Below are 22,927 nucleotides of genomic sequence, written 5' to 3'. Positions count from 1 at the left end.
TAATTAGTTTTTCTGAGTATTAATCAGTTCTCTAATATAACAATATTGTCTCAAATGTACTGAAGAGGAGTCAATATTCTTTACGGTTTCCCGTAATGCGGAATAGATAAGGCTTCCTTTTCTTTAAAATGCTGCGACTCTTTAATTATAAGTCCAGCTGTCTCTGAAACTCCTCAAGATATTTTGCTATGTGAATACCATCTGCCAAGCCATGGTGTGCCTCAATAGAAACGGGCATGTATTTTCTACCATCGCGGATATTGAATTTACCAAAAGATATCTTAGGTACCGATTCGTCATTGTTAAAATTGGTCGGGTGAAGAATTGCACTGAACGAATTCCAGGGAATGGTGGTGTGTCTAACGTGATCTTTCCCTAATCTCTCATTGCTTAATCTAAGTCCTGTAGAATGATGAACTCCTTTTATTTCGTCCTGTAATGCCGCATTAAATGTTTCAAAGTCTTCTGAAAAAGGAGTAAATGAAAAACCAAAAGTCCCATCCGGTCTGCCAATCGTGCTTCCGGCATGAACAAAATCAAATTGAACCACCTGACCATCAATAATTCTCAGCTTTAATTCATCAACTGTATTAACGGCAATCATCGATTTGTGGTAGTAATAAGCAAAGAAAGAATATCCACTTTCTCTAGCTTTGTCATACGCTTTTGTGCAATCTACTTCGGTAGTAAAACCAAAATAGGGGCTTGCCATTTGAGAGAAAAATTCAAAATGCTCCTTTCTGTTCCATTGCTCGAGGTCTACAATCTTCATTGATTTTTAATTTGCTGCAAATTTCTATAAATTTTCCCGGTTTTAACTAGTAAATGAGTATTAATTTTCTATAAACAAGGATCTGCAGGTTGGAGAACGCAAGAGGTTAAGGGGTTTTATAAGGCTACGTTTTTAAGGGGCAGGGATTTTATCTGCAATACAATTGAATATTGCTTATGATGGCCACGAATACACGAATATCTCTATGGGTAAATGTCATTATATTTGTCATTTCGTAGGAATCTCAATATTGCTTTTAAAATGTAGAGGATTGATTCTTATGAAAATAGAAAATTTTGCACCTAAATAATGAGGAATTGTATGCTGAGACTTGATTATATAAAGTCATAATAATAATCAGCTAAAAGTATGCGTGCATCCGTGACAGGATCTATGACTTTGATAAATAAGCTCTCCATTTCTTCTGAAAGCCGTATTTTTGAGGAAATATTTTTCGGATGTTTGAAGTATTGCTTTCCCATATTCAGAATAAAGTTGAGATTAATGATGAACAGAAAAGTCTGATTCAAACATTTTTTACAATAAAAAAGCTGAAGAAAAGGCACTACCTGTTGCAGGAAGGAGAAATCTGCAGATGTCTGTCATTTGTAAGCAAAGGGTTGTTAAAATCTTATTTCCCTGATGAAAAAGGAAATGAACACATTAATATGTTTGCATTTGAAGGTTGGTGGATCTCCGATTTCAACAGCTTTATTCATCAGGAAAAGGCAGTTTTAAATATTGATGCTGTAGAAGATACTGAAGTCTTGATGATTACATTGGAAAATTATGAAAAAATGATGTTACAGATTCCTGCAATGGATCGCTATTTCAGAATTCTGTATCAAAACAGTCTGGTCACCAAAGATTACAGACTTATTGTTTCCAACGGATATACTGCTGAAGAAAAATACCTGCAACTGGCACAGAAAAACCCGGAAATGATTAAACGTGTTCCCCATAATCTCATTGCTTCCTATCTTGGACTGGCTCCCGAAACCATCAGCAGAATCCGCAAAAAGAATTCCCTTAATAATACTTGATCCAGATCAACTCAAACCCATGATCTAAATCAAGTGTGACAAGCTGTAACCACCATAATTTTGCTGAAGAATTTTACAATACTTATGGAAAATACAGAAAATATTGCATTGGTAGTAGGTGCTACCGGAATTACAGGAAGCAATCTTGCCGAAGAACTTCTTGCACAGGGTTGGAAAACTTATGGATTATCAAGAAACCCAAATAACAGCATTCCAGGTCTTCTTCCTGTGAAAGCAGATCTACTGGATGAACAGAATCTTATGGAGGCATTGAAAGACCTCTCTCCTACTCATGTTTATTTTACGACCTGGATGCGCAATGATACAGAAGAAGAAAATATTCGGATCAACAGTATGCTGGTAAGAAATCTCCTGAATGTTTTATCTCCTAAAAAATCAGTTCAGCATGTTGCTTTAGTAACCGGTTTGAAACATTATCTGGGACCATTTGAGTCGTATGTTAAAGAAGATAAATTACCGGAAACGCCAGTTCGTGAAGAATATCCAAGACTTCCGCTTCCCAACTTTTATTATGCTCAGGAAGATGAAATCTATAAAGCTTCAGAAAGAGACGGTTTTACATGGAGTATTCACCGCCCTCATACGGTTGTAGGATATGCGGTGGGAAATCTCATGAATATAGGGGCCACTCTAGCTGTATACGCGAGTATTTGTAAGGAAACAGGCAGGAAATTCATCTGGCCAGGATCTGAAGCACAATGGAACGGTGTCTCAGACGTTACTGATGCCGGAATATTAGCCAAACAATTAGTGTGGGCTTCTACTACAGAATCTGCAAAAAATCAGGCCTTTAATATTACCAATGGAGATGTTTTCCGATGGAAATGGCTATGGAAAAGACTCGCAGATTGGTTTGGAGTAGAATTCGAAGGTTTTAGCGATACCATAAGACCATTGGAAAAAGAACTAAAAAACGATCAGGAAATTTGGAAAGCTATTGCAGAAAAAAATAATTTGAAAGAGAACAATTTAGATCGTTTGTCTTCTGCATGGCACACTGATTTAGATCTTGGAAGACCGTTAGAAGTAATGTGTGATTTGTCAAAAAGCAGAAAACTTGGCTTTACAGCCTATAAAAGCACAGAAGACTCTTTTATCGAAGTATTTAAAAGATTGCAAGCTGAAAATATAATCCCTTAATGATGGTTACTTTATAGCCACGAATACACGAATAAAAAGATATTCGTGTATTCGTGTATTTCTGGCAATTATTAAACGTATTCAATTTTATCACAGATAAAATCCTTGCGCCTTAAAGGCACGACCTTATAAAAAAACGTAGTGCCCTTGTGTTTTCCAACAATAAAACCTTAAGTTGCAATAAAATCAACAGTTTATTGTAAATTGGTTAAGTTTTTGAAGCATTTTATCCAAACGAATCACACCCTTGAAGCTAATCACATTGACTCAAAAAGGAATTTACTGTCCGCAGGGAAAGTTCTATATAGATCCCTGGAGGCCTGTAGATATGGCTGTAATCACTCACGGACATGCCGATCATGCCCGTTGGGGAATGAAGAAATACCTTTGCCATCATTTTACGAAACCTATTTTATATCAGAGAATTGGAAAAGATATAGAATGTCAAGGGGTGAAATATGGGGAAAAGATCAACATTAATGGCGTAAATGTTTCATTACATCCTGCCGGACATATTATTGGTTCAGCCCAGATACGATTAGAATACAAGGGATTTGTAACCGTTGTTTCCGGAGATTATAAAGTTCAGGATGATGGTCTCAGTACCCCTTTTGAACTGGTGAGATGTAATGAATTTGTTACAGAAAGTACTTTCGGACTTCCCATTTATAATTGGCTGGAAGTGGATGATTTAAATAAAAAGCTTCAGAATTGGGTCTTAAAAAATCAGGAGAACAGCAAAACTTCTGTGTTCATCGGATATTCACTTGGAAAAGCTCAACGGATTATGAAAGCTGTAGAAGGACTGGGAAAAATATATGTTCACGAATCTATTGGACGACTGAATAACGCTTTTGAAGCTGTAGGAGTAGATCTTCCGGAATATACCATTGCAGATTTCAGAGAGAGCCCGAAAGATATGGAACACGAAATTGTGATTGTTCCTCCCGCTTTGCTTGACAGTAATATTATTAAAAAGATTCCTGATCCCGCCACTGCAATATGTTCAGGCTGGATGCAGGTGCGTGGTGCCAGACGATGGAGAAGTGCCGATGCAGGTTTTCCCATGAGTGATCATGCCGACTGGAAAGGATTATTACAAACTGTAAAAGCAACAGAAGCAGAGATTGTACATGTTACCCATGGACAGACGGAAATTTTTTCAAAATATCTGAATGAGATTGGAATGAAAGCAGATGTTATAGAAACCCTGTTTGGCGAAGATGAAGAAGTATCAGAACAGGAAACCCTTGAAAATCCAAAGTCATGAGACATTTTGCAGGCCTTATCAATGCTTTGGAAACGACCAATAAAACCAATGCTAAAATTGATGCTATCATTGATTATCTGGAACGTGCTCCGGATGAAGATAAAGTGTGGTTTATTGCTTTATTTACAGGAAAAAGACCCAAAAGGAATGTCAATACGAACTTAATGAAGGAATGGGCATTAGAAATCACAGGACTCCCTTTCTGGCTCTTTCAGGAAAGCTATTCCTCAGTTGGAGATCTTGGAGAAACCCTCTCATTAATTCTCCCACCACCACAGGAAAATATTGAACGAAGCCTTTCCCAATGGATGAAGGATATTGTTGATTTACAAGATAAAAAAGAAACCGAAAAGAAGGATTTTGTTCTGTCTTCATGGAATGGTCTGGATTATACGGAACGTTTGATTTTCAATAAATTAATAGGTGGAAGCTTTAGAATCGGAGTATCAGATAAAACTCTGATTAATGCATTAACCAAATTCTCCGAGCAGGAAGCCAGTACATTAACTCATAGTTTAATGGGGAAATGGAAGCCTGAGGAAGTTTCCTATAAAGAATTGATCTCTGCAGAAAATATCAATCCGGATAATTCCAAACCTTATCCGTTTTGTCTTGCATATCCTTTGGAAAAAGAGCTTGAGGTGCTGGGACAGCCGGATGAATGGCTGATAGAATATAAATGGGATGGCATACGTGGACAGATCATCCGAAGAAATGATGAAGTGTTTATATGGTCGAGAGGTGAAGAACTTATTACCGAGCAATTTCCTGAGATCGCTCAGACAGTAATGGCGATGAAAGGCAATTTTGTTTTGGATGGAGAAATACTTGCAGTAAAAGAAGGTAAGGTTTTAAATTTTAATGAATTACAGAAAAGATTAAATAGGAAAACTTTAACTAAAAAAATGCTTTTTGAAATTCCTATTGAAGTATTTACCTACGACTTATTGGAACTCGAAGGCCATGATTTGAGAAACAAACCTGTTTCTGCAAGAAGAGCAATGCTTGAAGAATTATTATTGAATGAAACCACTGAAAATATAAGGCTTTCCAAGAGTATAGATTTTGAGAAATGGGAAGATCTGAATGAAATCCGGGAAAACTCAAGAAGTGTAAACAGTGAAGGGCTGATGCTGAAACAGAAAAACTCGCCTTACCATGCGGGACGTAAAAAAGGCGATTGGTGGAAATGGAAAATCAATCCTTTTACCATTGATGCCGTTCTGATTTATGCCCAAAAAGGCAGCGGCAGACGAAGTGCCTATTATACAGACTATACTTTTGCCGTGAAAAATGAAGACAAATTAGTCACTATTGCGAAAGCGTATTCAGGTTTAACAGATAAGGAAATTATGGAGGTCAGCAAATTTGTAACGAAGAATGCCATTGAGAAATTTGGTCCTGTACGAACCGTAAAAGCAGAATTAGTTTTTGAAATTGCCTTTGAAGGAATAGGATTCAGTAACCGCCATAAAAGTGGTGTTGCCCTTCGGTTTCCAAGAATTGTAAGATGGCGGAAAGATAAAACAGTAGACGAGATTGATACACTGGAAGAAATCAAAAAATTAATACAATAAACGTGGCAGCCTTTGAACATACCAACGGATTTACCATCATTCAGCAATGGATGAAGGATAAAGGCATATCCCCTTTTAAATTTCAGATGGATACATGGAAGAAATTTGGAAGTGGATATAGCGGTATGGTAGTGGCCCCCACAGGATTCGGGAAAACTTTCTCTGTCTTTTTAGCATTGATCTCAGACTTTTTAAACCATCCCGATAACTATAAAAAGGGATTAAAAATGATTTGGATTACTCCGCTCCGTTCTTTGTCTAAGGATATTGCGAAGGCAATGCAGGAAGCCATGGATGAAATTGGCCTTGATTGGGTGGTTGGGGTAAGAAACGGAGATACAGATCCTAAAGTAAGACAGCAGCAGGTAAAAAAGATGCCTGAAATCCTTGTGGTAACTCCGGAAAGTTTACACCTTTTGCTGGCTCAGAAAAATCATGAAACCTTTTTCAGGGATATGAAATGTGTTGTGGTAGATGAATGGCATGAATTATTAGGCTCAAAACGCGGTGTTATGGTAGAACTGGGTATATCACAACTCAGAAAATATGTTCCAAAACTCCAGATCTGGGGCATTACGGCTACAATTGGAAATCTGGATGAAGCCATGGATGTTTTGATTCCATATGAGATCAAAAAAACAAAAATAACAGCCAAAGAACATAAAAAGATCGACATTATTCCCGTTTTCCCGGATGAAGTTGAAATATTACCGTGGGCAGGACATCTTGGACATAAGCTTGCAGATAAAGTAGTTCCCATTATCCTTGAATCAAAATCTACCATTGTTTTTACCAATACCCGAAGCCAGAGTGAAATGTGGTATCAGTTACTCTTGGATGCCTATCCTGATTTTGCAGGACAAATTGCCATTCATCACAGTTCCATTGATGCTCATTTAAGAATCTGGATTGAAGAAAATCTAAGTTCCGGAAAATTAAAAGCAGTTGTTTCCACCTCATCATTAGATCTGGGAATTGATTTTAAACCTGTGGATACGGTCATTCAGATTGGTTCTGCAAAAGGAGTCGCAAGATTTCTTCAAAGGGCTGGCCGCAGCGGGCACTCCCCTTTTGAAACTTCTAAAATCTATTGCGTTCCTACCCATTCATTGGAATTAATAGAGGTTTCTGCTTTAAAAGAAGCGGTAAAACAGAAAGTTGTTGAACCAAGAGAACCCCAGGTTTTGTGTTTCGATGTTTTGGTACAGTTTCTAATGACTTTAGCGGTTGGAAACGGTTTTTATCCTGATGAAGTCTATGAAAGGATCAAAAAAGTGTATGCTTTCCAGGAAATGATGGATGAAGAATGGAAAAGTATTCTTGAGTTTCTGACCATTGGCGGAAGTGTTTTAAAAAACTATGAAGAATTCCATAAGATTGTGATTATGGAAGACGGTTTATATAAAGTGACTTCCCGAAAAATAGCTATGCTTCACCGCATGAATATGGGCGTTATCGTAAGCGATGCTATGCTCAAAGTCAAATTTATCTCTGGAGGTTATGTAGGCATGATTGAAGAATACTTTATTTCCAAACTGAAAAAAGAAGAAAAATTTATTCTGGCAGGAAGAACTCTGGAAGTTGCTATGATTAAAGACATGACGGTTTATGTGAGAGCTGCCAAAGGAAAAGCCCAGGTTCCGAGTTATCTCGGCGGAAGATTGCCATTGAGCTCTAACCTGGGACATTTTTTACGAGAAAAACTTTCACATGCCTTAAGTCCAAAAGCTTCGGAAAAAGAACTGAAATTCTTACATCCGCTATTGAGTAATCAGGAAGAAAACTCTCACATTCCTCAGGAAGATGAATTTCTGGTGGAAATGATTAAAAACCGTGAAGGCTATCATCTTTTTATGTATCCATTTGAAGGCCGTCTGGTACATGAAGTAATGGCTGCGTTAATCGCGTACCGGATTTCTAAACTGGCCCCTATTTCTTTCTCAATGGCGATGAATGATTATGGATTTGAATTGTTCAGTGATAAGGAAATTCCGTTGAATGAAGAAAACTTACAGCAGATATTAACCAGGGACAACCTGATGAATGATGTGATTGCCAGTATCAACTCAGCAGAAATGGCAAGACGAAAATTCAGGGATATTGCTGTGATCTCGGGAATGGTGATTCAAAATTATGCCGGACAGCAGCGTTCCAATAAATCGTTACAAAGCTCAGCCGGACTTATTTTTAAAGTTTTGGAAGATCATGATTCCAACCATTTTTTAATCAAACAGGCCTATACCGAAGTTTTTAATATGCAGCTTCAGGAACAACGTTTGGTAGAAGCCTTTAAAAGAATTGAAAAGTCTACGGTTATTTTGAAACATTCCCGTTCTTTTACCCCTTTAAGCTTTCCAATCAAGGTAGATAGCCTTAGACAAACACTTTCCAGTGAAGGCTTGGATGCGAGAATTAAAAGAATGCTGAAACTTTCCAATATATCAGATATCTGATTTGAAAAGACTTTCCAATGAATTGTGACTACAATTTAATAGTATTGTTCGCCTAATATTCTGACCGAAATTTCTTGATAAGTTTAAATAATCGCCGTAACTTAGAGTATAGCTTTCAGAAAGCTAAAATAAAAAATACATAATGGCAAAATTATTTTTAGTCCGTCACGGACAGTCACTCTGGAATCTTGAAAACAGATTCACCGGATGGCAGGATATCGATATTACAGAAACAGGAATTGAAGAAGCAAAAAATGCAGGAATTGCCTTAAAAAAAGAAAAAATAGACATTGCCTTTACTTCAGTTTTACTCAGAGCTAAACATACCCTTTCCATCATTCTTGATGAAATTGGAAAATCCAATATTCCTATTGTTATGGATAAAGCGCTGAATGAGCGTTCCTACGGAAATCTTGAAGGTCTCAATAAAGCAGAAACCGCCCTGAAATACGGAGAAGAACAGGTTCATACCTGGCGCAGGTCTTTTGATGTAGTTCCACCGGGTGGAGAAAGCCTTAAAGATACTTATAACAGAGTAATTCCTTATTTTGAAAAAGAGATCGCTCCTTTGTTGAAGAAAGGTGAAAATGTATTGATCGTTGCTCATGGAAACAGCCTTCGTGCCCTTATCATGTATCTGGAACATTTATCTCCCGAAGAAATCCTCGAAAGAGAAATTGCAACCGGTATCCCGATTACTTATATCTTTGATGAAAATTTTCATGTAAGCAGAAGAGCAGGATGATGTATTCTCAAAACAACTTTTTGTATAGAACTTTAAACTCAAAACCTTGAACTGATTTGTCCGTGTTTATTGCTACCAAAGAAATCGTTATTCAAAATGAAACTTTTATCTTAACCAATCAGCGTGCTGTGTTTTGGGAAAAGGAAAAAGCCTTACTCCTTTCCGATCTTCATATCGGAAAGACTGCTCATTTTCGAAAAAACGGTATTGCACTGGCCAACCATATCATGAAAAGTGATCTGAAAAGGCTATCTGCACTGATTGAGTATTTTCAGCCGGAAAAGTTTATTGTAGTAGGCGATTTGCTTCATGCCGGAGACAATTCTGATGTAGATGAATTCTGCCATTGGAGAAATCAATATTCTGATTTGAAATTCTATCTTATTGAGGGAAATCACGACCGTATTTCAGAGTCTTTAGAACAAAAGCTTTGTCTGGATTTTAAAGAATCCCTATTAGAACTTGGCGCGTTTACGCTGATCCATGATTTTGATAAAGAAAAATCCGGTTTTCAGATCACTGGGCATATTCATCCGGGGATTGTTTTAAATTCTGCTGTGAAAAGCATCAGGCTTCCCTGTTTTGCTCTTAGTGAAAACCAGCTGTTACTTCCGGCCTTCAGTGAATTTACAGGTTTGGATACTAAAAATCTACCTAAGAAAAGTAAGTTTTTTGTGTTTACCGATGATGGGATTTATGAGGTGTGAGTTTAGTTTAGTTAAATATAAAAAACTAAAACTTGTTATAACTGTGTATTACCACATTTATTTAAAAGAAATAAAACTGTTGTATTTGTATTTGAACACAATAAACATTAATAAAAAAAGCCCTCTCAAAGAGAAGGCTTACTCGTGTATCTTATAAATTGATATCCCGTAAAAGATGTCAATTATACAGGTCTAGTAACAGGAACACATCCACAAACACAGTCCCAAATGTCCTGTTCTGGAATACATTCATAAATAGAATTACACATGTAAATATAACCAACTCTACAATAAGTTGGACCTGCCCCTTTGATAGATTTCATACTGTCTCTTGTAATTTTCTTTAGATTTTTCATAGTTATTTATTTAGATATTAGTTTTTAGAACACTTTGTTCTTATTTCCAAATATAATTAAATAAAATTAATTACAAAATGGTGTTAAAATTTTATTATTAAGCAAGATAGCCCATGTATTATCGAGAAACTAAGTATTATCAAAGAGTTTTATATTTGAAAAAAGTACACATCATCATATCACCCGCTTCATCAAATCAACTTGTTGATTCTTCTCTTTGCTCCCTAAAATAGAGCAGCATAATAATAAAACTTTGCGTCAAATTAAAATAGAAAAGAGCAGATCATTGATCTGCCCTTTTCATAAAACCTCACTGCATATCCTTACTTCAATCTAACATTTTGGTTTTATATGTTTTTAATGTGTGCCATTGACTACCCCGTCAAATTTTTTTGAATTTTTTTGCCATCCTCCAAGGAAGGGGAATGTTCAGTCCTTCAATTGGGAGATTGGGCCAGGTTGAATATTAGTTTACTTTTTTGCTTAAACGAATACTGATGATGGTTATCAATACTGTAATCACTAAGAATAACGCACCAATCCATGGAGTACTTCCCAATCCTAATGAAGAGGTTACAATCAATCCGCCTGCATAAGATCCAATCGCAATACCGATATTAAAAGCTGCAATATTAATTCCTGATGCTACATCTTCAGTTCCTGGAAGTTCCTTTTCAGCAATCTGTACCACCAAAAGCTGAAGTCCTGGAACTGTTGCAAAAGAAAGTGCTCCTAAAAAGAACAACGTAATAATACTTAAAACCGGACTGCTCACTGTAAAATAGAAGGCCAGTAATGTTAATCCCTGAGCCGCAAACATCCATAAAAGGGCCTTCAATGGGTTTTTATTGGCTACTTTCCCCCCAATCAGGTTTCCTAGCGCAATGGCAATACCATATATTAACAGGATAAAAGTGACTGTAGATTCCTGGAATCCTGTTATTTTCTGTAAAATCGGAGACAGATACGTGAACACTACAAATGTTCCTCCATAGCCAGTTGTGGTCATCAAAAAGGCAAAAATCAAACGCTTATTCCCCAATACTTTGAACTGACTTTTGATAGATGCTGTTTTTCCGTTCTTTAAATTGTTTGGAACCAATAATAAACTGGCCAACAAGCCTATCATTCCAAGAATAGAAACACCAATGAAAGTAGCTCTCCATCCAAAATGTTGTCCTATAAAAGTTCCCAATGGGACTCCTGTTACAATGGCTAGCGTAAGTCCGGCAAACATAATGGAAATAGCCGTTGCTCTTTTCTCCTCCGGAACCAGTGATGCTGCAATAGTAGAGCCAATGGAAAAATAAACACCATGCGCAAATCCTGTTAATATTCTGGCCAGAACCAGCGTGATAAATCCCGGAGCAATAGAAGCCAATCCGTTTCCGATTACAAATAATAACATAATGGAAACCAAAAGCATTTTGCGGGGAATTTTCCCTGTGAGTGCCGTTAAAATAGGAGCTCCGATAGCAACCCCTATGGCATAAAGGCTTACCAGTAAACCTGCTGACGGAATCGTAATCCCAAGATCACCCGCAACAGTGGGAAGAAGACCTACAATCACAAATTCTGTAGTTCCGATTCCAAAGGCACTGATCGTAAGTGCCCATAATGCAGCAGGAAGTCCTTTACTTTTTACACTTCCTGATGCAGTATTAATTTGTATTTCTTTTTGATAATTCATTGCATTGTAATTTTGTTGATGTTGACAATGCAAATTTCCGATGAATAATTGTATTATAAAAATTATTTAAATTGTATCAAATTATCAGAATAATAATAGTTATTTTTCTTTCTCATTCAACCATACTACTTTTTGCATAGAGGAATGCTCTTTTCCGATAATATCTCTGTAAAGTTCCGGACGTCTTGCATTGAGATAGCGGTATCCTCCTGCCTGGGTAAGTTTTTCAGGAATGATGACAGCCGATTCAAAACTGTCTTCAAATGAATGACACTCTGCAATGATATCTCCAAAGGGATCAATAATCATAGAACATCCGTTTTTAAGCTGGTCGTCATCCATTCCAATAGGATTTGAAAAGACAATATAAGCTCCATTGTCGTAAGCCCTTGCTGGAAGCCATTTCATGAGCCAGTCCCTTCCTTTCATACCATTAAATTCCAGACGTAAAGACGTAGGATCTTCTACCCTGTTTTCCCAAAGTTGAGGATCTACAAAACCAGCACCCGGCCTTGTGGAAGGCGTACACATGGTAACATGAGGCATAAAAATAATATCTGCACCCAGAAGTTTAGTGGCTCTTACATTTTCAATAATATTGTTGTCATAGCAGATCAGAATACCACATTTCCAGCCCAGAATTTCAAAGACACAGTATTCATTCCCTGGTGTAAGATGCGGGTTAATAAAAGGATGAAGCTTTCTGTATTTGGCTTTCAATCCTGTTTCATCTACACATACATAAGCCTTGAAGAGATTGTTATTTTCATCCTTTTCAAAAAGTCCGGCCAGAATAACGATATTATATTGTTTAGCAATTTGTTGTAGTCTTTGGATACTTTCTCCATCAGGAATAAGTTCTGCAATATCAAGTAGTTGATCTTTGGAAAGGTTTCTGGCAAAAGTATATCCGGTGATTGAACATTCATGAAAGACAATTATATCAGAGCCTTCAGAAGAAGCTTTTTGAGCCAACTTTTCTATAACACCCAGGTTATATTCTTTATCTCCACTCTTGTTTTCAAATTGTGCGGTTGAAATTTTAATATTCATTATTTTTTTTAAGCAAATCTATTTCAGTCTGCCAAAGAAAAATTGTATAAAACCGACATGAGGATTACAGCTCAATGAAGTTGACTGCCATTTTATTTTCTGTTCTTATATATTGTCGCGGAGTAAGTCCTATATTCTTTTTAAATTCTCTAATCAGATGGGACTGATCAGAATACCCGGCATGATAAGAAAGAGCAGTCATATTTTCATCACTGATTTCCTGATTCATAAGGCTTAAAAAATAATGAAGACGGATAATATTAGTATATTTTTTAGGAGAAATGCCCAGATAGTCTTCAAACTTTCTTTCCAGATGCCGTTCAGAATATCCTGTAAAGTTTTCCAGATCTCTGGATGATACGGAACCTTTATGCTGTAGAATGTATTGCTGAATAGCTCCTATAAGTTGATAATCAACTCCAATCTCTTTCGATATAAATTGCGAGAAAAAAATATTCAGATCATCAATAACCGTTAATGGATTTGTTTTATAAAAAAGACTTTCCTGGAAAGTGGTGAACTTGTCCTTTACTACATCTTCCACAGAAATAATCTGATTTTTAACTTCTTTTGCAGAGGTTTTCAAAAGCATATTTAAAAAATAAGGTTGAAAAACCACTGCTATAAAGGAAAAATTACCTTTTGAATAAAAATCTTTATACCTGTTCAATGTTCCATAAAAAAATGAAGCCGGTATGTGTTCCTCCGGATGATGAGAAAACAGATTTATAGTAGCAGACAAAATCAATCCACTGCTGCCATCAGTAAATAATCTGACGTTCTTTACATCCTTTCCATTGTTTTCTAGGATGATATAATGTCGAATGAAGGGGGCCAGATGTTTTGGAGGTGAAATCTGCATAGTCAAATGTACATAAATTTTTATTTTACCACAGATGACTCTGATTTACACAGATTTTATATGTTTATTATTTGCCACGAATGCACGAATGATTTTTTATTCGTGCATCTGTGGCGATTAAAATAACCTGAGTTCAGGATAAGACATTTTTGCTTTTAGTAAGGAAAGAAGCCTGGAACTGGTAGGGGGAAGTGAGTTGAGGTTAAAAAACCACTTACAACCCTGTAATCTATTATTCCTTTAAAGACTGCTTCATCAAATTTTAGGGCAACGTCAGAAATGGTAACTCCCATAGTAACTTCCAGCTTCCAGCCTATTCTCTTAAAAATCTTAATGGTTCAAATATGCAGCATTCTATTTCATCGGAGATGAAATCCTTGCACCTTAATAAACGTCATGAATGGAAAAAGCTGTGCCTTTGCATTTTCCAACAACAATCAGTTTCTTATTTCATTAAGAATCTTTCTCAGCTCTTCAGTTTCAATTTCTGTCAATGATTTTAAAGGATTTCTCAAATAACCGCTTTCTTCTCCCAAAATATCTAACCCAGCTTTAACTGCTCTGGGTAATCCTTTGGCTACAATAAATTTCAACAATTCTACCTGTTTGTAGAAAACATTCTGGGCTTCATGCAATTGATTGTTCTGAATAGCCTGATAAAGCTTAAGATTCAGCTCAGGGATCAGATTGGCAGCCGCAGTACACCAGCCTGTTGCTCCGGCAGAAAAAGCCGCTAATGCTAATGGATTGGAACCATTATAAAAAGCTACATCTTCTCCCAATTCCTTTCTTAAGTAATGCATTCTTTGTATATCACCTGTACTTTCCTTAATCATCGTTACATTAGGAATCTCAAGTAGTCTTTTCAAAAGAGCCGGAGACATATCTACTCCACCGGTTGCTGGATTATTATAGGCCATAATCGGAATAGAAATTGTGCTGGCTACTGTATCATAATGAGCCACAATTTCATCATCAGTCAGTTTCCAGTAGCTCATGGGAATAATCATTACAGCATCAGCACCTGCCTTTTCAGCAAACTGTGCGTGGTAGACGGTTTTTTCTGTGGTCAGGTTGGAAACACCTATAAGCGTGGGAACTCTTCCTTTTACTTGTTGTAGGGTTGCTTCTGTTACTGCTTCCTTTTCTTCGTCAGATAAGTAAGGCATAACACCGGCACTTCCCAGTGACGCAATTCCGTGGCTTCCGGAGACGACCAGTTTTTCAACCATATTTTTAAAAAGCGGAAGATTGATGGTGTTGTTTTCATGAAACGGAGTAATAGGATATGCGATAATTCCTTTAAATGGAACGTTTTTCATATGTTCTTGGTTTAAAATAAAGATTGTTTTGTTGTAATGGAATTAAAAATAAACTGATAAAAAGTAGTAAGCCGGATTTTATTTTAAATTGAAAGTACGATCTTACTACTTTCTATCAGTCAAGAATTAAAGGTCTCTACCCTCTTCTTCTCTCAGGGCTACCCCTAAGTTCTGCAATTGTGGTGCATTTTCACAGGCAATATATTTGGCAGGTTCTGTATCACTCAGGTTCTGGTGCTTATGCCATGCCCACGATGGAATATAAACGGCATCTCCTGCTTCCCAATATACTCTTTCATCTTCCACTTCTGTCCAGCCCTTTCCTTCGAGCACAAACAATACGGTTTCATACGTGTGACGGTGTCTGTTGGTTTGTTGTCCGGGTAGTAATCCGCCAATGGTCATACTTACATTTTTGCTTGGAAGATCTACAAAGAAAACCGGGTGTTTCCTTTCTGTTGAAAACTGATTGTGCTCCCCTGCATTTTCTACATTTTTATGAATTAAATGAGCCGGTTTTACATACTTTGGTCTTGCATAGGTTTCGTGAAAGTCTTTTGAACTGAACTGTGTCTTGTCCATGATTTTAAAAATTTAAAGATTCTGTGCTTTATTGCATGACAAAATTATTTTATATTTGGACTGTTTAAATGATTCAGTTTTTACATAAATAGATAGTCCAGATGTTGAGACCTTGGAAATTAGAATTTGAAATTGATAAAAAGCTTGATAAAGCCGTTTATTTACAGATAGCAGACATTATTATCGCAGACATCCGTTCCGGAAGATTGAAACCCGGTGATACACTTCCTGGTAGCCGGAATCTGGCAACCATGTTGAAAATCAACAGAAATACGGTGGTTGAAGCTTATCAGGTATTAATTAATGAAGAATGGGTAATTTCCAAAGAAAGGAAAGGTATTTTTGTTTCTGAAAATCTTCCTGCTTTACATGAAAAAAAAGTTTATAGAACATCAGATATATCAGATCATTTAATGATACCTCAAGGGATGATGATTACCTTTGATGATGGCCATCCGGACAGTAAAATAGCTCCTGTAACAGAACTGGCAAGAGCCTACCGGCAGATTTTCGGAATCAAAGCAAAATGGCAGATGATGGGCTATGGAGATGAACATGGCGACATCGAATTTAGGAAAACAATCTCCCAAATGCTGAATCATCAACGAGGCATGCAGATTAATGAACTTGAAATTTCGATTACAAGAGGAAGTCAGATGGCCATGTTTCTGACCGCTCAGAGTCTTTTAACTTCAGGAGATTTTGTGATTGTTGAAGATCCAGGCTATCAACCGGCATGGCAGGCTTTTGAGTACTCTGGAGCAAAACTGCTGCCTGTATCTGTAGATGAAAATGGAATTTGTGTAGATGATATAGAAGAACTTTTGTCTCAGCATAAAACTATAAAAGCAATCTATATTACCCCTCACAGACAATATCCAACGATGGTTACTTTAAGCTTATCAAGACGGTTAAGATTGATAGAGCTTGCCAATCAGCATAATATCATAATTATTGAAGATGATTATGATAATGAGTTTCATTTCGGTTACCGCCCTATTCTGCCTATTTCAAGCTTTCCCGAACTCAATAACTATGTATATGTAGGAACCTTAAGTAAGGTGGTGGCACCGGCATTGAGGATTGGATATCTGGCCACTAAAAATCAGAATTTATTACAAAGAATCGGAAGCCTAAGAAAGATTATTGATGTACATGGAGATGTAATTATGGAGCAGGCCGTTTTGCAGTTAATTAAAGAAGGGGCTGTTAAAAAACACATCAGAAAAGCGACAGCTCATTATAAACACAAAAGAGATTTCGTATATGGTATTTTGAATAAGTACATGAAAGATGTTGCCTACTTTACCCTGCCTGAAGGAGGATTGGCGTTTTGGATTGTCCCAAAAATAATACTGGATTGGGATAAAGCCACTTCATTATTATTGGAGAAAAATATTAAGATCATTCATCCAAAGCAATACAGCAGAAATCTTGTCAACGGCTTTAGATTAAGCTATGGTTCTGTTTCAGAAGAACAATTGGAACAAAGTATACAGATTATTGCAGAAATATTTAAACAACTTTCTTAATGAAGGTTCTCGCAGATTCCGCACATAACCCAGATCTTATCTTTTATAATCTATGGCTAAAAAATCCACGAAATGTTTATAAAGTTCCCACAGATTACACAAATCCCCCAGATTTTATCTATTTTCTTTTCCAGAGTCATCTGTGTTAATCTGAGGAATCTGTGGGATGTTAAATAAGGCTCTCGCAAATAACGCAAATCTTATCAGCTTATTGAGTAACTGATAATTTTCCATCCATAATCATCTGCTCAATCAGCAAGATCCGCGAGATATTAAAAAAGTTTCCCCAGATTTTATCTGCTTCTTTTTCCATTATCATCTGTGCTATCCGTGAAGATCTGTGGTTAAAAAATCCACGAGAGATTTATAAAGTTCCCACAGATTACGCAAATCACACAGGTTTTACCTGCTTACTTTTCCAAAGTCATCTGTGTCAATCTGAGGAATCTGTGGGATGTTAAATAAGATTCTCACAGATCCCACAAATAACACAGATCTTATTTTTTGTTTTCTTTTCATTGTCAGTGGATCCGCTGTAAAAATCTATGGTTAATATAATATTGCTTTTATTTAAAACCACAGATTTACACGGATCTCCACAGATAGTTATGCTTTAAAATTTGGCTATAACCTTCTTGATTATTACGCTAAAACAGTCTATACACCCAAAATTATCTATGCTTTTAAAAAAATCCGCGCAATCAGCAAGATCTATGAGATATTAAAAGTTCCCACAGGTTTAATCTTCTTTCTTTTCCATTATCATCTGTGCTAATCCGTGAAATTTGTGGGGAAAAATCCGCGCAATCAGCAAGATCTGCGAGATATTAAAAAAAGTTCCCACAGATTTTATCTGCTTCCTTTTTCAGAGTCATCTGTGCTAATCCGTGAAGATCTGTGGTTAAAAAATCCACGAGATATTTATAAAGTTCCCACAGATTACGCAAATCACACAGGTTTTACCTGCTTACTTTTCCAAAGTCATCTGTGTTAATCTGTGAAATTTGTGGGGAAAAATCCGCGCAATCAGCATGATCTGCGAGATATTAAAAAAAGCTCCCACAGATTTTATCTGCTTCCTTTTCCATTATCATCTGTGCAAATCTGTGATATCTGTGGGAAATTATAATCTCCCCCAATGCATAAAAATAGCGCAAATAATCATCCATTTGCGCTATTAATTTATTATATATTTTCCAGTGAGATCCGTGGGAAAAATTATTCCACTTCAAAAACAGCCTGAATCTCCACCGAAGAATTCACAGGAATGGAAGAAGCCCCAAATGTTGCTCTTGCATGTTTTCCTTTCTCTCCAAAAACTTCAGCTGTAAGATCCGACGCTACGTTCATCAGATCAGCATGTTTGGTATAATCATCCTTTGTGTTGAAAATTCCAGTAAGCTGTACACATTGTTTTACTCTGCTCAAATCACCACCTACTGCTTCGTTAAGAACAGATAGAACATTCAGCATGGTAACTCTGGCAGCATCTTTTACCTGTTGTTCATTAACATCTACCCCTAACTTTCCGGCATTGAAAATTTTTCCATCCTTTAAAGCAACCTGATTGATGAAAACAAGATTCCCAGAACGTACAAATGGCTGATAATTTCCTGCAGGCTTAGGAACTTGTGGAAGAATAATATTTTTTTGTTTTAAAATTTCATTAAAATTCTGACGATTTTCAACGATGGCAGCAGTTTTTTTCTGGCGTGTATCTTTCAATGCTAACGATACTTTTGCAAAATTCTTCCCTTGAAGTTCTGCCAAAGCTCTCTCTCCTTTTGTTGGACATTCAACATCTTTCAGAGAAGCCATAGTTGTGATTCCTAATACCGAATTTCCCTGTGGAATGGCTTTGTTCAACTCTTCAGTTCCGCGAATTCCATTAGATACCAGTATCATGCCATGTACAGCAAGACTGTTCCAGAAAGCCTGAAGAGCCAGTTCTTTTCCCGCACCGCTTCCTGCAGACATAAAAACAGCTGCCGGAACTCCTTCCAAAGCATGATTGGTCCAAAGCTGGACGGTTTTAGATAAAAATTCGCTCATTCCGGTACTGATATTTCCAAAGTATACAGGTGATCCAAAAGCAATTCCGTCATAGTTGGTTAGCTCATCTACTGTTGCAACCGGTAACCCTTTCAGATTTTGATTCTGTGAGGACTTAACCAGTTTGATATAAGAAGTAGCATTATTCTCGCTCTCAATACCTTTGGCAATTTCTTTGGCCAGTTCGTAGGTGCCACCATTGTCTGAATGGATAAGAACCAATATTTTAGCTTTCTGCTGTGCCATAATCTGTGTGGTGTTAAATAGTAAAATTAAAATAAAAAAAGAACATATTTTTTTCATTCCGAATAGGATATAAATTAATGGTACAAAATTAATATTGTCGTTTTTATTAAATTTGCCAAAAAATATATACAAAACGACAGTATGAAATGTGGACTGATTGAAAAAACACAGAGCCAGTTTGTAGACACCATCGACAAAGAAGCTTATGTATGGCTTGAAAAAGACTGGAAACACGACGACTACGAGCATGTTCACAAACGTGCCCAGCTTACTTTTGTGGAGGAGGGGTACCAATATTTTCACATTGATCAGAAAATTTATCTGGTCCCACAGCATCACGTGATCTGGGTTCCGTCCGGAAAAGCACATAAAATTACTTCAGAAGCAAAAACAGTTAATCTGATGGTCTTTTTATTCAAATCTGTTTTTGAAGAAGACTTTTATCAGAATGTTCATGTATTTGCTGTTCCTTCTGTTTTGAAAGAAATGCTGCTGTATGCTTCAAAATGGAATCAATCTTTGGATGAAAACGAAGAACAGGATATTTTCTTTAAAGCAATTCTGAAAAGCCTTCCTAACTTCTGCAAAGAAAGCAATGGACTTGAGATTCCTATTCCCAAGGACAGCAGATTAATTCCTGTTTGTAATGATATCAATTCCACCTTTAAATATAATCTGGATATTGATTCCCTGGCAGCCAAGGCACAAATGTCAGTAAGAAGTCTTCAGCGAAACTTTAAAAATGAAACAGGAATTACTTTACAAAAATACCTTCAACTCACCAGAATATTAAAAAGCATTGAACTTATTGATACAAAACAATATACTTTAAGTGAAGTAGCCTACAAAGTAGGATATCAAAGTTTATCTGCCTTTACTTCATCATATTTCGCGGTGATGAAAGCTAAACCTAAAGTACTTAAAACCTAAGGACTATTCTCAATATTTAGATTCGGATCTTATTGGAAGAGAATTACTATATAGAATAGCAAAACCCGTTTTCATCGATGAAAACGGGTTTAAAATTTATAATAAATGGGTACTAACACCTATTTTGCAAATCTTTTAGTACCTACAACGCATAAAATCACTCCAACTGTAATTCCCAACATACCTATGCTTACCTGTTCGTGAAGAAGGTATGCCGCTAAAGCAAGACCGAAAAATGGCTGCAATAGCTGAAGCTGTCCTACGGTAGTAATTCCGCCCTGTGCTAATCCTTTATACCAGAATATAAACCCGATAAACATACTGAACAGGGAAATATAACCTAAGCCAAACCACCCTTTAAAGCTTATGGATTCAATATTGGAAGGGAAATAAATAAAAAATAAAGGGAGCATAATAGGTAAAGATATAACCAAAGCCCATGAAATAACCTGCCATCCGCCTAATGTTTTAGATAGTTTTGCTCCTTCTGCATAGCCCATTCCACACAGAATGATGGCCAGAAGCATCAGAATGTCTCCAATTGGAGACGCTGAAATACCCTGAGAAAAAGCATATCCAACAACTAAAAGACTGCCAATCACAGAAAAGATCCAGAATACAGGATGTGGTTTCTCTCCGCCACGGAAAACCCCGAAAATAGCAGTAGCCAAAGGTAACATTCCTAAGAATACAATAGAATGAGCAGAGGTAAGATACTGCAAGGCTAATGAAGAAAGTAAAGGAAATCCTATGACGCACCCTATAGCAACCAGTACTAAGGAAAATAACTGATGTTTTGCCGGGCGTTTTTCCTTATAAATCAATAAAACGGAAAGCGCCAGAATTCCAGCAATTACAGCACGCGCAATAGTAGCGAATATAGGGTCCATTTCCATCACTGCAAGCTTGGTGGCGGGCATGGAACCGCTGAATAGCAACACCCCTATGAAACCATTAATCCAGCCGCTTAAAGCTTGGTCTTTTGAAATTGTATTTGTCATCATTTTGATAAGCTTTTAATTATAAGGACAAAATTAAAGAGGAAAAATAAACAAACACAGTATCAGTTTTGTATATTTGCATGAGTACAGTTAAAAAATGAGTAAAGAATTTTTATACACAGAAATAGCAGATGGCATCGCCTCCCAGATCAGAACTGGAGTATTGAAGGCTGGAGATAAACTTCCGTCTGTAAGAATGCTATGCAGTGAGCATCAAGTAAGCATGAACACAGCTAAACGCGTTTTTCTTGAGCTGGAATCTCAATCTCTTGTAGAATCTAAGCCACAGTCCGGATATTTTGTAAGCCAATTCTTGTCTGTAAAACTTCCGCTGCCAGAAGTGAGCCGTCCTTCTTTGATTGCCAATAATGACGAACCTGATGAATTGATCAGTAAAGTCTATGAAAATATGGGTAAAAAGGACATCACCTTCTTTTCCATTGGAATTCCATCCGGAGATCTTCTTCCTCAGGCCAAACTGAAAAAAGAGATTGTACATGCGATAAGAGAATTAAAAGAGGGCGGAACAGAATATGAAGAACTACAGGGAAACCTGAAGCTGAGAAGAATGATTGCTGTACGCTCATTACAATGGGCTGGAAATCTTCATGAAAATGATCTGATTACTACAAATGGAGGAATGAATGCCCTATCTTTTTGTTTAATGGCTTTAGGAAAACCAGGAGATACCATTGCTATTGAAAGTCCATGTTATCCTGGGATTCTTCAGCTGGCTAACGGAATGGGATTAAAAGTTTTAGAATTACCTACCCATCCTACCACCGGAATAGAAATTGAGGCCTTTAAAAAACTGATTCCCAAAATTGATCTGTGTCTGTTGATTCCTAATTTTAATTCTCCTTTGGGAAGCTGCATGCCTGATGAGAATAAGAAAGAAATTGTAAGAATCCTTTCAGAAAATAATATTCCGTTGATTGAAGATGATGTGTATGGAGACCTTTATTTTGGTTCTACCCGTCCGAAATGCTGCAAATCTTTTGATAAAGATGGCAATGTGCTGTATTGCAGCTCTATTTCAAAAACGTTGGCCCCGGGATATCGTGTAGGGTGGATTGCCCCTGGAAAATATAAAGACAAGATCTTAAAGCTTAAACTTTTGCATTCCACATCTTCTATTTCAATTGTGAATGAGGCTGTTGCTAACTTTTTGAAGTCCGGAAGGTATGAAAAGCACCTTCAGCAGCTTAGAAAAACGTTGCAAAGTAATTATCAGAATTACGTACAAACCATCGCCGAATACTTTCCGGAAGGAACCAAAACCAGTCGCCCACAGGGAGGATTATCCTTATGGGTAGAATTTGATAAAAAAATCCGTACTACAGAGCTTTATGATCTTGCTATTAAACAGAATATAAGCATTGCTCCCGGAAGAATGTTTACGTTCCAGAAACAGTTTGAAAACTGTATGAGACTTTGTATCGGGCTTCCATGGTCAGAAGATACACAGGCAAAACTCAAACAGGTTGGCCAGCTCGCAAAAAAGATTTATTTAAGGTAAGGGAGATGGAAGTTGTTGTAGCTTTAAGAATGATTTAAGCTAATTCTTATTGAT

At 36.9% G+C, this 22,927-nt stretch carries 19 protein-coding genes; 10 read left to right on the top strand and 9 right to left on the bottom strand.

From position 1 onward, the window contains the following. Positions 1-145: 145 nt before the first annotated feature. A complete protein-coding gene (locus CHSO_RS13280; RefSeq protein ID WP_045496696.1) occupies positions 146-772 on the bottom strand; it encodes a CatA-like O-acetyltransferase in 627 nt (208 codons plus the stop codon). Between the two features lie 458 nt (positions 773-1,230). Here CHSO_RS13280 and CHSO_RS13275 point away from each other — a divergent pair, with 458 nt between their 5' ends. The 7 genes from CHSO_RS13275 to pdeM all read left to right on the top strand — a co-directional run bounded on the left by CHSO_RS13275 (position 1,231) and on the right by pdeM (position 9,728). Continuing rightward, positions 1,231-1,815, top strand: a complete 585-nt coding sequence (locus CHSO_RS13275) for a Crp/Fnr family transcriptional regulator (protein WP_045496693.1) — start codon at positions 1,231-1,233, stop codon at positions 1,813-1,815. 84 nt (positions 1,816-1,899) lie between these two features. After that, complete coding sequence (locus CHSO_RS13270) at positions 1,900-2,976, top strand: SDR family oxidoreductase (RefSeq protein WP_045496691.1); 1,077 nt, start codon at positions 1,900-1,902, stop codon at positions 2,974-2,976. Positions 2,977-3,223: 247 nt separating this feature from the next. Then, on the top strand, positions 3,224-4,246 hold the full coding sequence (locus CHSO_RS13265; RefSeq protein WP_045496687.1) for a ligase-associated DNA damage response exonuclease: 1,023 nt from the start codon (positions 3,224-3,226) through the stop codon (positions 4,244-4,246). Beyond that, positions 4,243-5,823, top strand: a complete 1,581-nt coding sequence (locus CHSO_RS13260) for an ATP-dependent DNA ligase (protein ID WP_045496684.1) — start codon at positions 4,243-4,245, stop codon at positions 5,821-5,823. The genes CHSO_RS13265 and CHSO_RS13260 overlap by 4 nt, the downstream gene beginning before the upstream one ends. Positions 5,824-5,825: 2 nt before the next feature. Then, entirely contained in the window at positions 5,826-8,276 is a 2,451-nt protein-coding gene (locus CHSO_RS13255; RefSeq protein WP_084220986.1) for a ligase-associated DNA damage response DEXH box helicase, read from the top strand. Positions 8,277-8,418: 142 nt separating this feature from the next. After that, the gene (locus tag CHSO_RS13250) at positions 8,419-9,021 is read left to right on the top strand and encodes a 2,3-bisphosphoglycerate-dependent phosphoglycerate mutase (protein WP_045496681.1); all 603 of its coding nucleotides are present in this window, start codon (positions 8,419-8,421) and stop codon (positions 9,019-9,021) included. A 62-nt stretch (positions 9,022-9,083) separates the two neighbouring features. Next, positions 9,084-9,728, top strand: coding sequence for a ligase-associated DNA damage response endonuclease PdeM (gene pdeM, locus CHSO_RS13245; RefSeq protein ID WP_045502519.1), 645 nt, complete (start codon positions 9,084-9,086; stop codon positions 9,726-9,728). Between the two features lie 182 nt (positions 9,729-9,910). Here the strand turns inward: pdeM and CHSO_RS26635 are convergent, their stop codons facing one another. The 6 genes from CHSO_RS26635 to CHSO_RS13220 all read right to left on the bottom strand — a co-directional run bounded on the left by CHSO_RS26635 (position 9,911) and on the right by CHSO_RS13220 (position 15,593). Beyond that, positions 9,911-10,084 (bottom strand): bacteriocin-like protein, encoded by a 174-nt coding sequence (locus tag CHSO_RS26635; protein WP_410493357.1) that lies wholly within the window; start codon positions 10,082-10,084, stop codon positions 9,911-9,913. A gap of 466 nt (positions 10,085-10,550) precedes the next feature. Further along, positions 10,551-11,774: an MFS transporter gene (locus CHSO_RS13240; protein ID WP_045496678.1), complete on the bottom strand. Its 1,224-nt coding sequence runs from the start codon at positions 11,772-11,774 to the stop codon at positions 10,551-10,553. 99 nt (positions 11,775-11,873) lie between these two features. After that, a complete protein-coding gene (locus tag CHSO_RS13235) occupies positions 11,874-12,827 on the bottom strand; it encodes a nitrilase family protein (protein WP_045496675.1) in 954 nt (317 codons plus the stop codon). Positions 12,828-12,891: 64 nt separating this feature from the next. After that, a complete protein-coding gene (locus tag CHSO_RS13230) occupies positions 12,892-13,689 on the bottom strand; it encodes a helix-turn-helix domain-containing protein (protein ID WP_045496672.1) in 798 nt (265 codons plus the stop codon). Positions 13,690-14,126: 437 nt separating this feature from the next. Continuing rightward, on the bottom strand, positions 14,127-15,011 hold the full coding sequence (locus tag CHSO_RS13225; RefSeq protein ID WP_045496670.1) for a dihydrodipicolinate synthase family protein: 885 nt from the start codon (positions 15,009-15,011) through the stop codon (positions 14,127-14,129). A 126-nt stretch (positions 15,012-15,137) separates the two neighbouring features. Continuing rightward, entirely contained in the window at positions 15,138-15,593 is a 456-nt protein-coding gene (locus CHSO_RS13220) for a cupin domain-containing protein (RefSeq protein ID WP_045496667.1), read from the bottom strand. A 101-nt stretch (positions 15,594-15,694) separates the two neighbouring features. Between CHSO_RS13220 and CHSO_RS13215 the strand changes: the two genes are divergently transcribed. Then, a complete protein-coding gene (locus CHSO_RS13215; protein ID WP_045496664.1) occupies positions 15,695-17,125 on the top strand; it encodes a PLP-dependent aminotransferase family protein in 1,431 nt (476 codons plus the stop codon). A 1,218-nt stretch (positions 17,126-18,343) separates the two neighbouring features. Here CHSO_RS13215 and CHSO_RS13210 read toward each other — a convergent pair. Next, positions 18,344-19,423, bottom strand: coding sequence for an Atu1372/SO_1960 family protein (locus CHSO_RS13210; RefSeq protein WP_410493356.1), 1,080 nt, complete (start codon positions 19,421-19,423; stop codon positions 18,344-18,346). A gap of 141 nt (positions 19,424-19,564) precedes the next feature. Here CHSO_RS13210 and CHSO_RS13205 point away from each other — a divergent pair, with 141 nt between their 5' ends. Then, positions 19,565-20,353, top strand: coding sequence for an AraC family transcriptional regulator (locus CHSO_RS13205; RefSeq protein ID WP_232509064.1), 789 nt, complete (start codon positions 19,565-19,567; stop codon positions 20,351-20,353). Positions 20,354-20,472: 119 nt separating this feature from the next. On the opposite strand, the gene CHSO_RS13200 is transcribed toward CHSO_RS13205, so the two are convergent. Further along, positions 20,473-21,357: a DMT family transporter gene (locus tag CHSO_RS13200; RefSeq protein WP_144428924.1), complete on the bottom strand. Its 885-nt coding sequence runs from the start codon at positions 21,355-21,357 to the stop codon at positions 20,473-20,475. A 94-nt stretch (positions 21,358-21,451) separates the two neighbouring features. Between CHSO_RS13200 and CHSO_RS13195 the strand changes: the two genes are divergently transcribed. Continuing rightward, a complete protein-coding gene (locus CHSO_RS13195) occupies positions 21,452-22,873 on the top strand; it encodes a PLP-dependent aminotransferase family protein (RefSeq protein ID WP_045496655.1) in 1,422 nt (473 codons plus the stop codon). Positions 22,874-22,927: the final 54 nt, after the last annotated feature.

The sequence above is a fragment of the Chryseobacterium sp. StRB126 genome (genome assembly GCF_000829375.1).
Classification (GTDB): domain Bacteria; phylum Bacteroidota; class Bacteroidia; order Flavobacteriales; family Weeksellaceae; genus Chryseobacterium.
Note: the sequence above shows the minus strand (reverse complement) of the source record. Positions and strands in the feature narration are given on the sequence as shown.

Bases quoted from the DNA above. Each gene is read 5' to 3' on its own strand.
- CHSO_RS13280 (WP_045496696.1), bottom strand. From the start codon at position 772: ATGAAGATTGTAGACCTCGAGCAATGGAACAGAAAGGAGCATTTTGAA.
- CHSO_RS13275 (WP_045496693.1), top strand. From the start codon at position 1,231: ATGTTTGAAGTATTGCTTTCCCATATTCAGAATAAAGTTGAGATTAAT.
- CHSO_RS13270 (WP_045496691.1), top strand. From the start codon at position 1,900: ATGGAAAATACAGAAAATATTGCATTGGTAGTAGGTGCTACCGGAATT.
- CHSO_RS13260 (WP_045496684.1), top strand. From the start codon at position 4,243: ATGAGACATTTTGCAGGCCTTATCAATGCTTTGGAAACGACCAATAAA.
- CHSO_RS13250 (WP_045496681.1), top strand. From the start codon at position 8,419: ATGGCAAAATTATTTTTAGTCCGTCACGGACAGTCACTCTGGAATCTT.
- CHSO_RS26635 (WP_410493357.1), bottom strand. From the start codon at position 10,084: ATGAAAAATCTAAAGAAAATTACAAGAGACAGTATGAAATCTATCAAA.
- CHSO_RS13240 (WP_045496678.1), bottom strand. From the start codon at position 11,774: ATGAATTATCAAAAAGAAATACAAATTAATACTGCATCAGGAAGTGTA.
- CHSO_RS13235 (WP_045496675.1), bottom strand. From the start codon at position 12,827: ATGAATATTAAAATTTCAACCGCACAATTTGAAAACAAGAGTGGAGAT.
- CHSO_RS13230 (WP_045496672.1), bottom strand. From the start codon at position 13,689: ATGCAGATTTCACCTCCAAAACATCTGGCCCCCTTCATTCGACATTAT.
- CHSO_RS13225 (WP_045496670.1), bottom strand. From the start codon at position 15,011: ATGAAAAACGTTCCATTTAAAGGAATTATCGCATATCCTATTACTCCG.
- CHSO_RS13220 (WP_045496667.1), bottom strand. From the start codon at position 15,593: ATGGACAAGACACAGTTCAGTTCAAAAGACTTTCACGAAACCTATGCA.
- CHSO_RS13215 (WP_045496664.1), top strand. From the start codon at position 15,695: ATGTTGAGACCTTGGAAATTAGAATTTGAAATTGATAAAAAGCTTGAT.
- CHSO_RS13210 (WP_410493356.1), bottom strand. From the start codon at position 19,423: ATGGCACAGCAGAAAGCTAAAATATTGGTTCTTATCCATTCAGACAAT.
- CHSO_RS13205 (WP_232509064.1), top strand. From the start codon at position 19,565: ATGAAATGTGGACTGATTGAAAAAACACAGAGCCAGTTTGTAGACACC.
- CHSO_RS13200 (WP_144428924.1), bottom strand. From the start codon at position 21,357: ATGATGACAAATACAATTTCAAAAGACCAAGCTTTAAGCGGCTGGATT.
- CHSO_RS13195 (WP_045496655.1), top strand. From the start codon at position 21,452: ATGAGTAAAGAATTTTTATACACAGAAATAGCAGATGGCATCGCCTCC.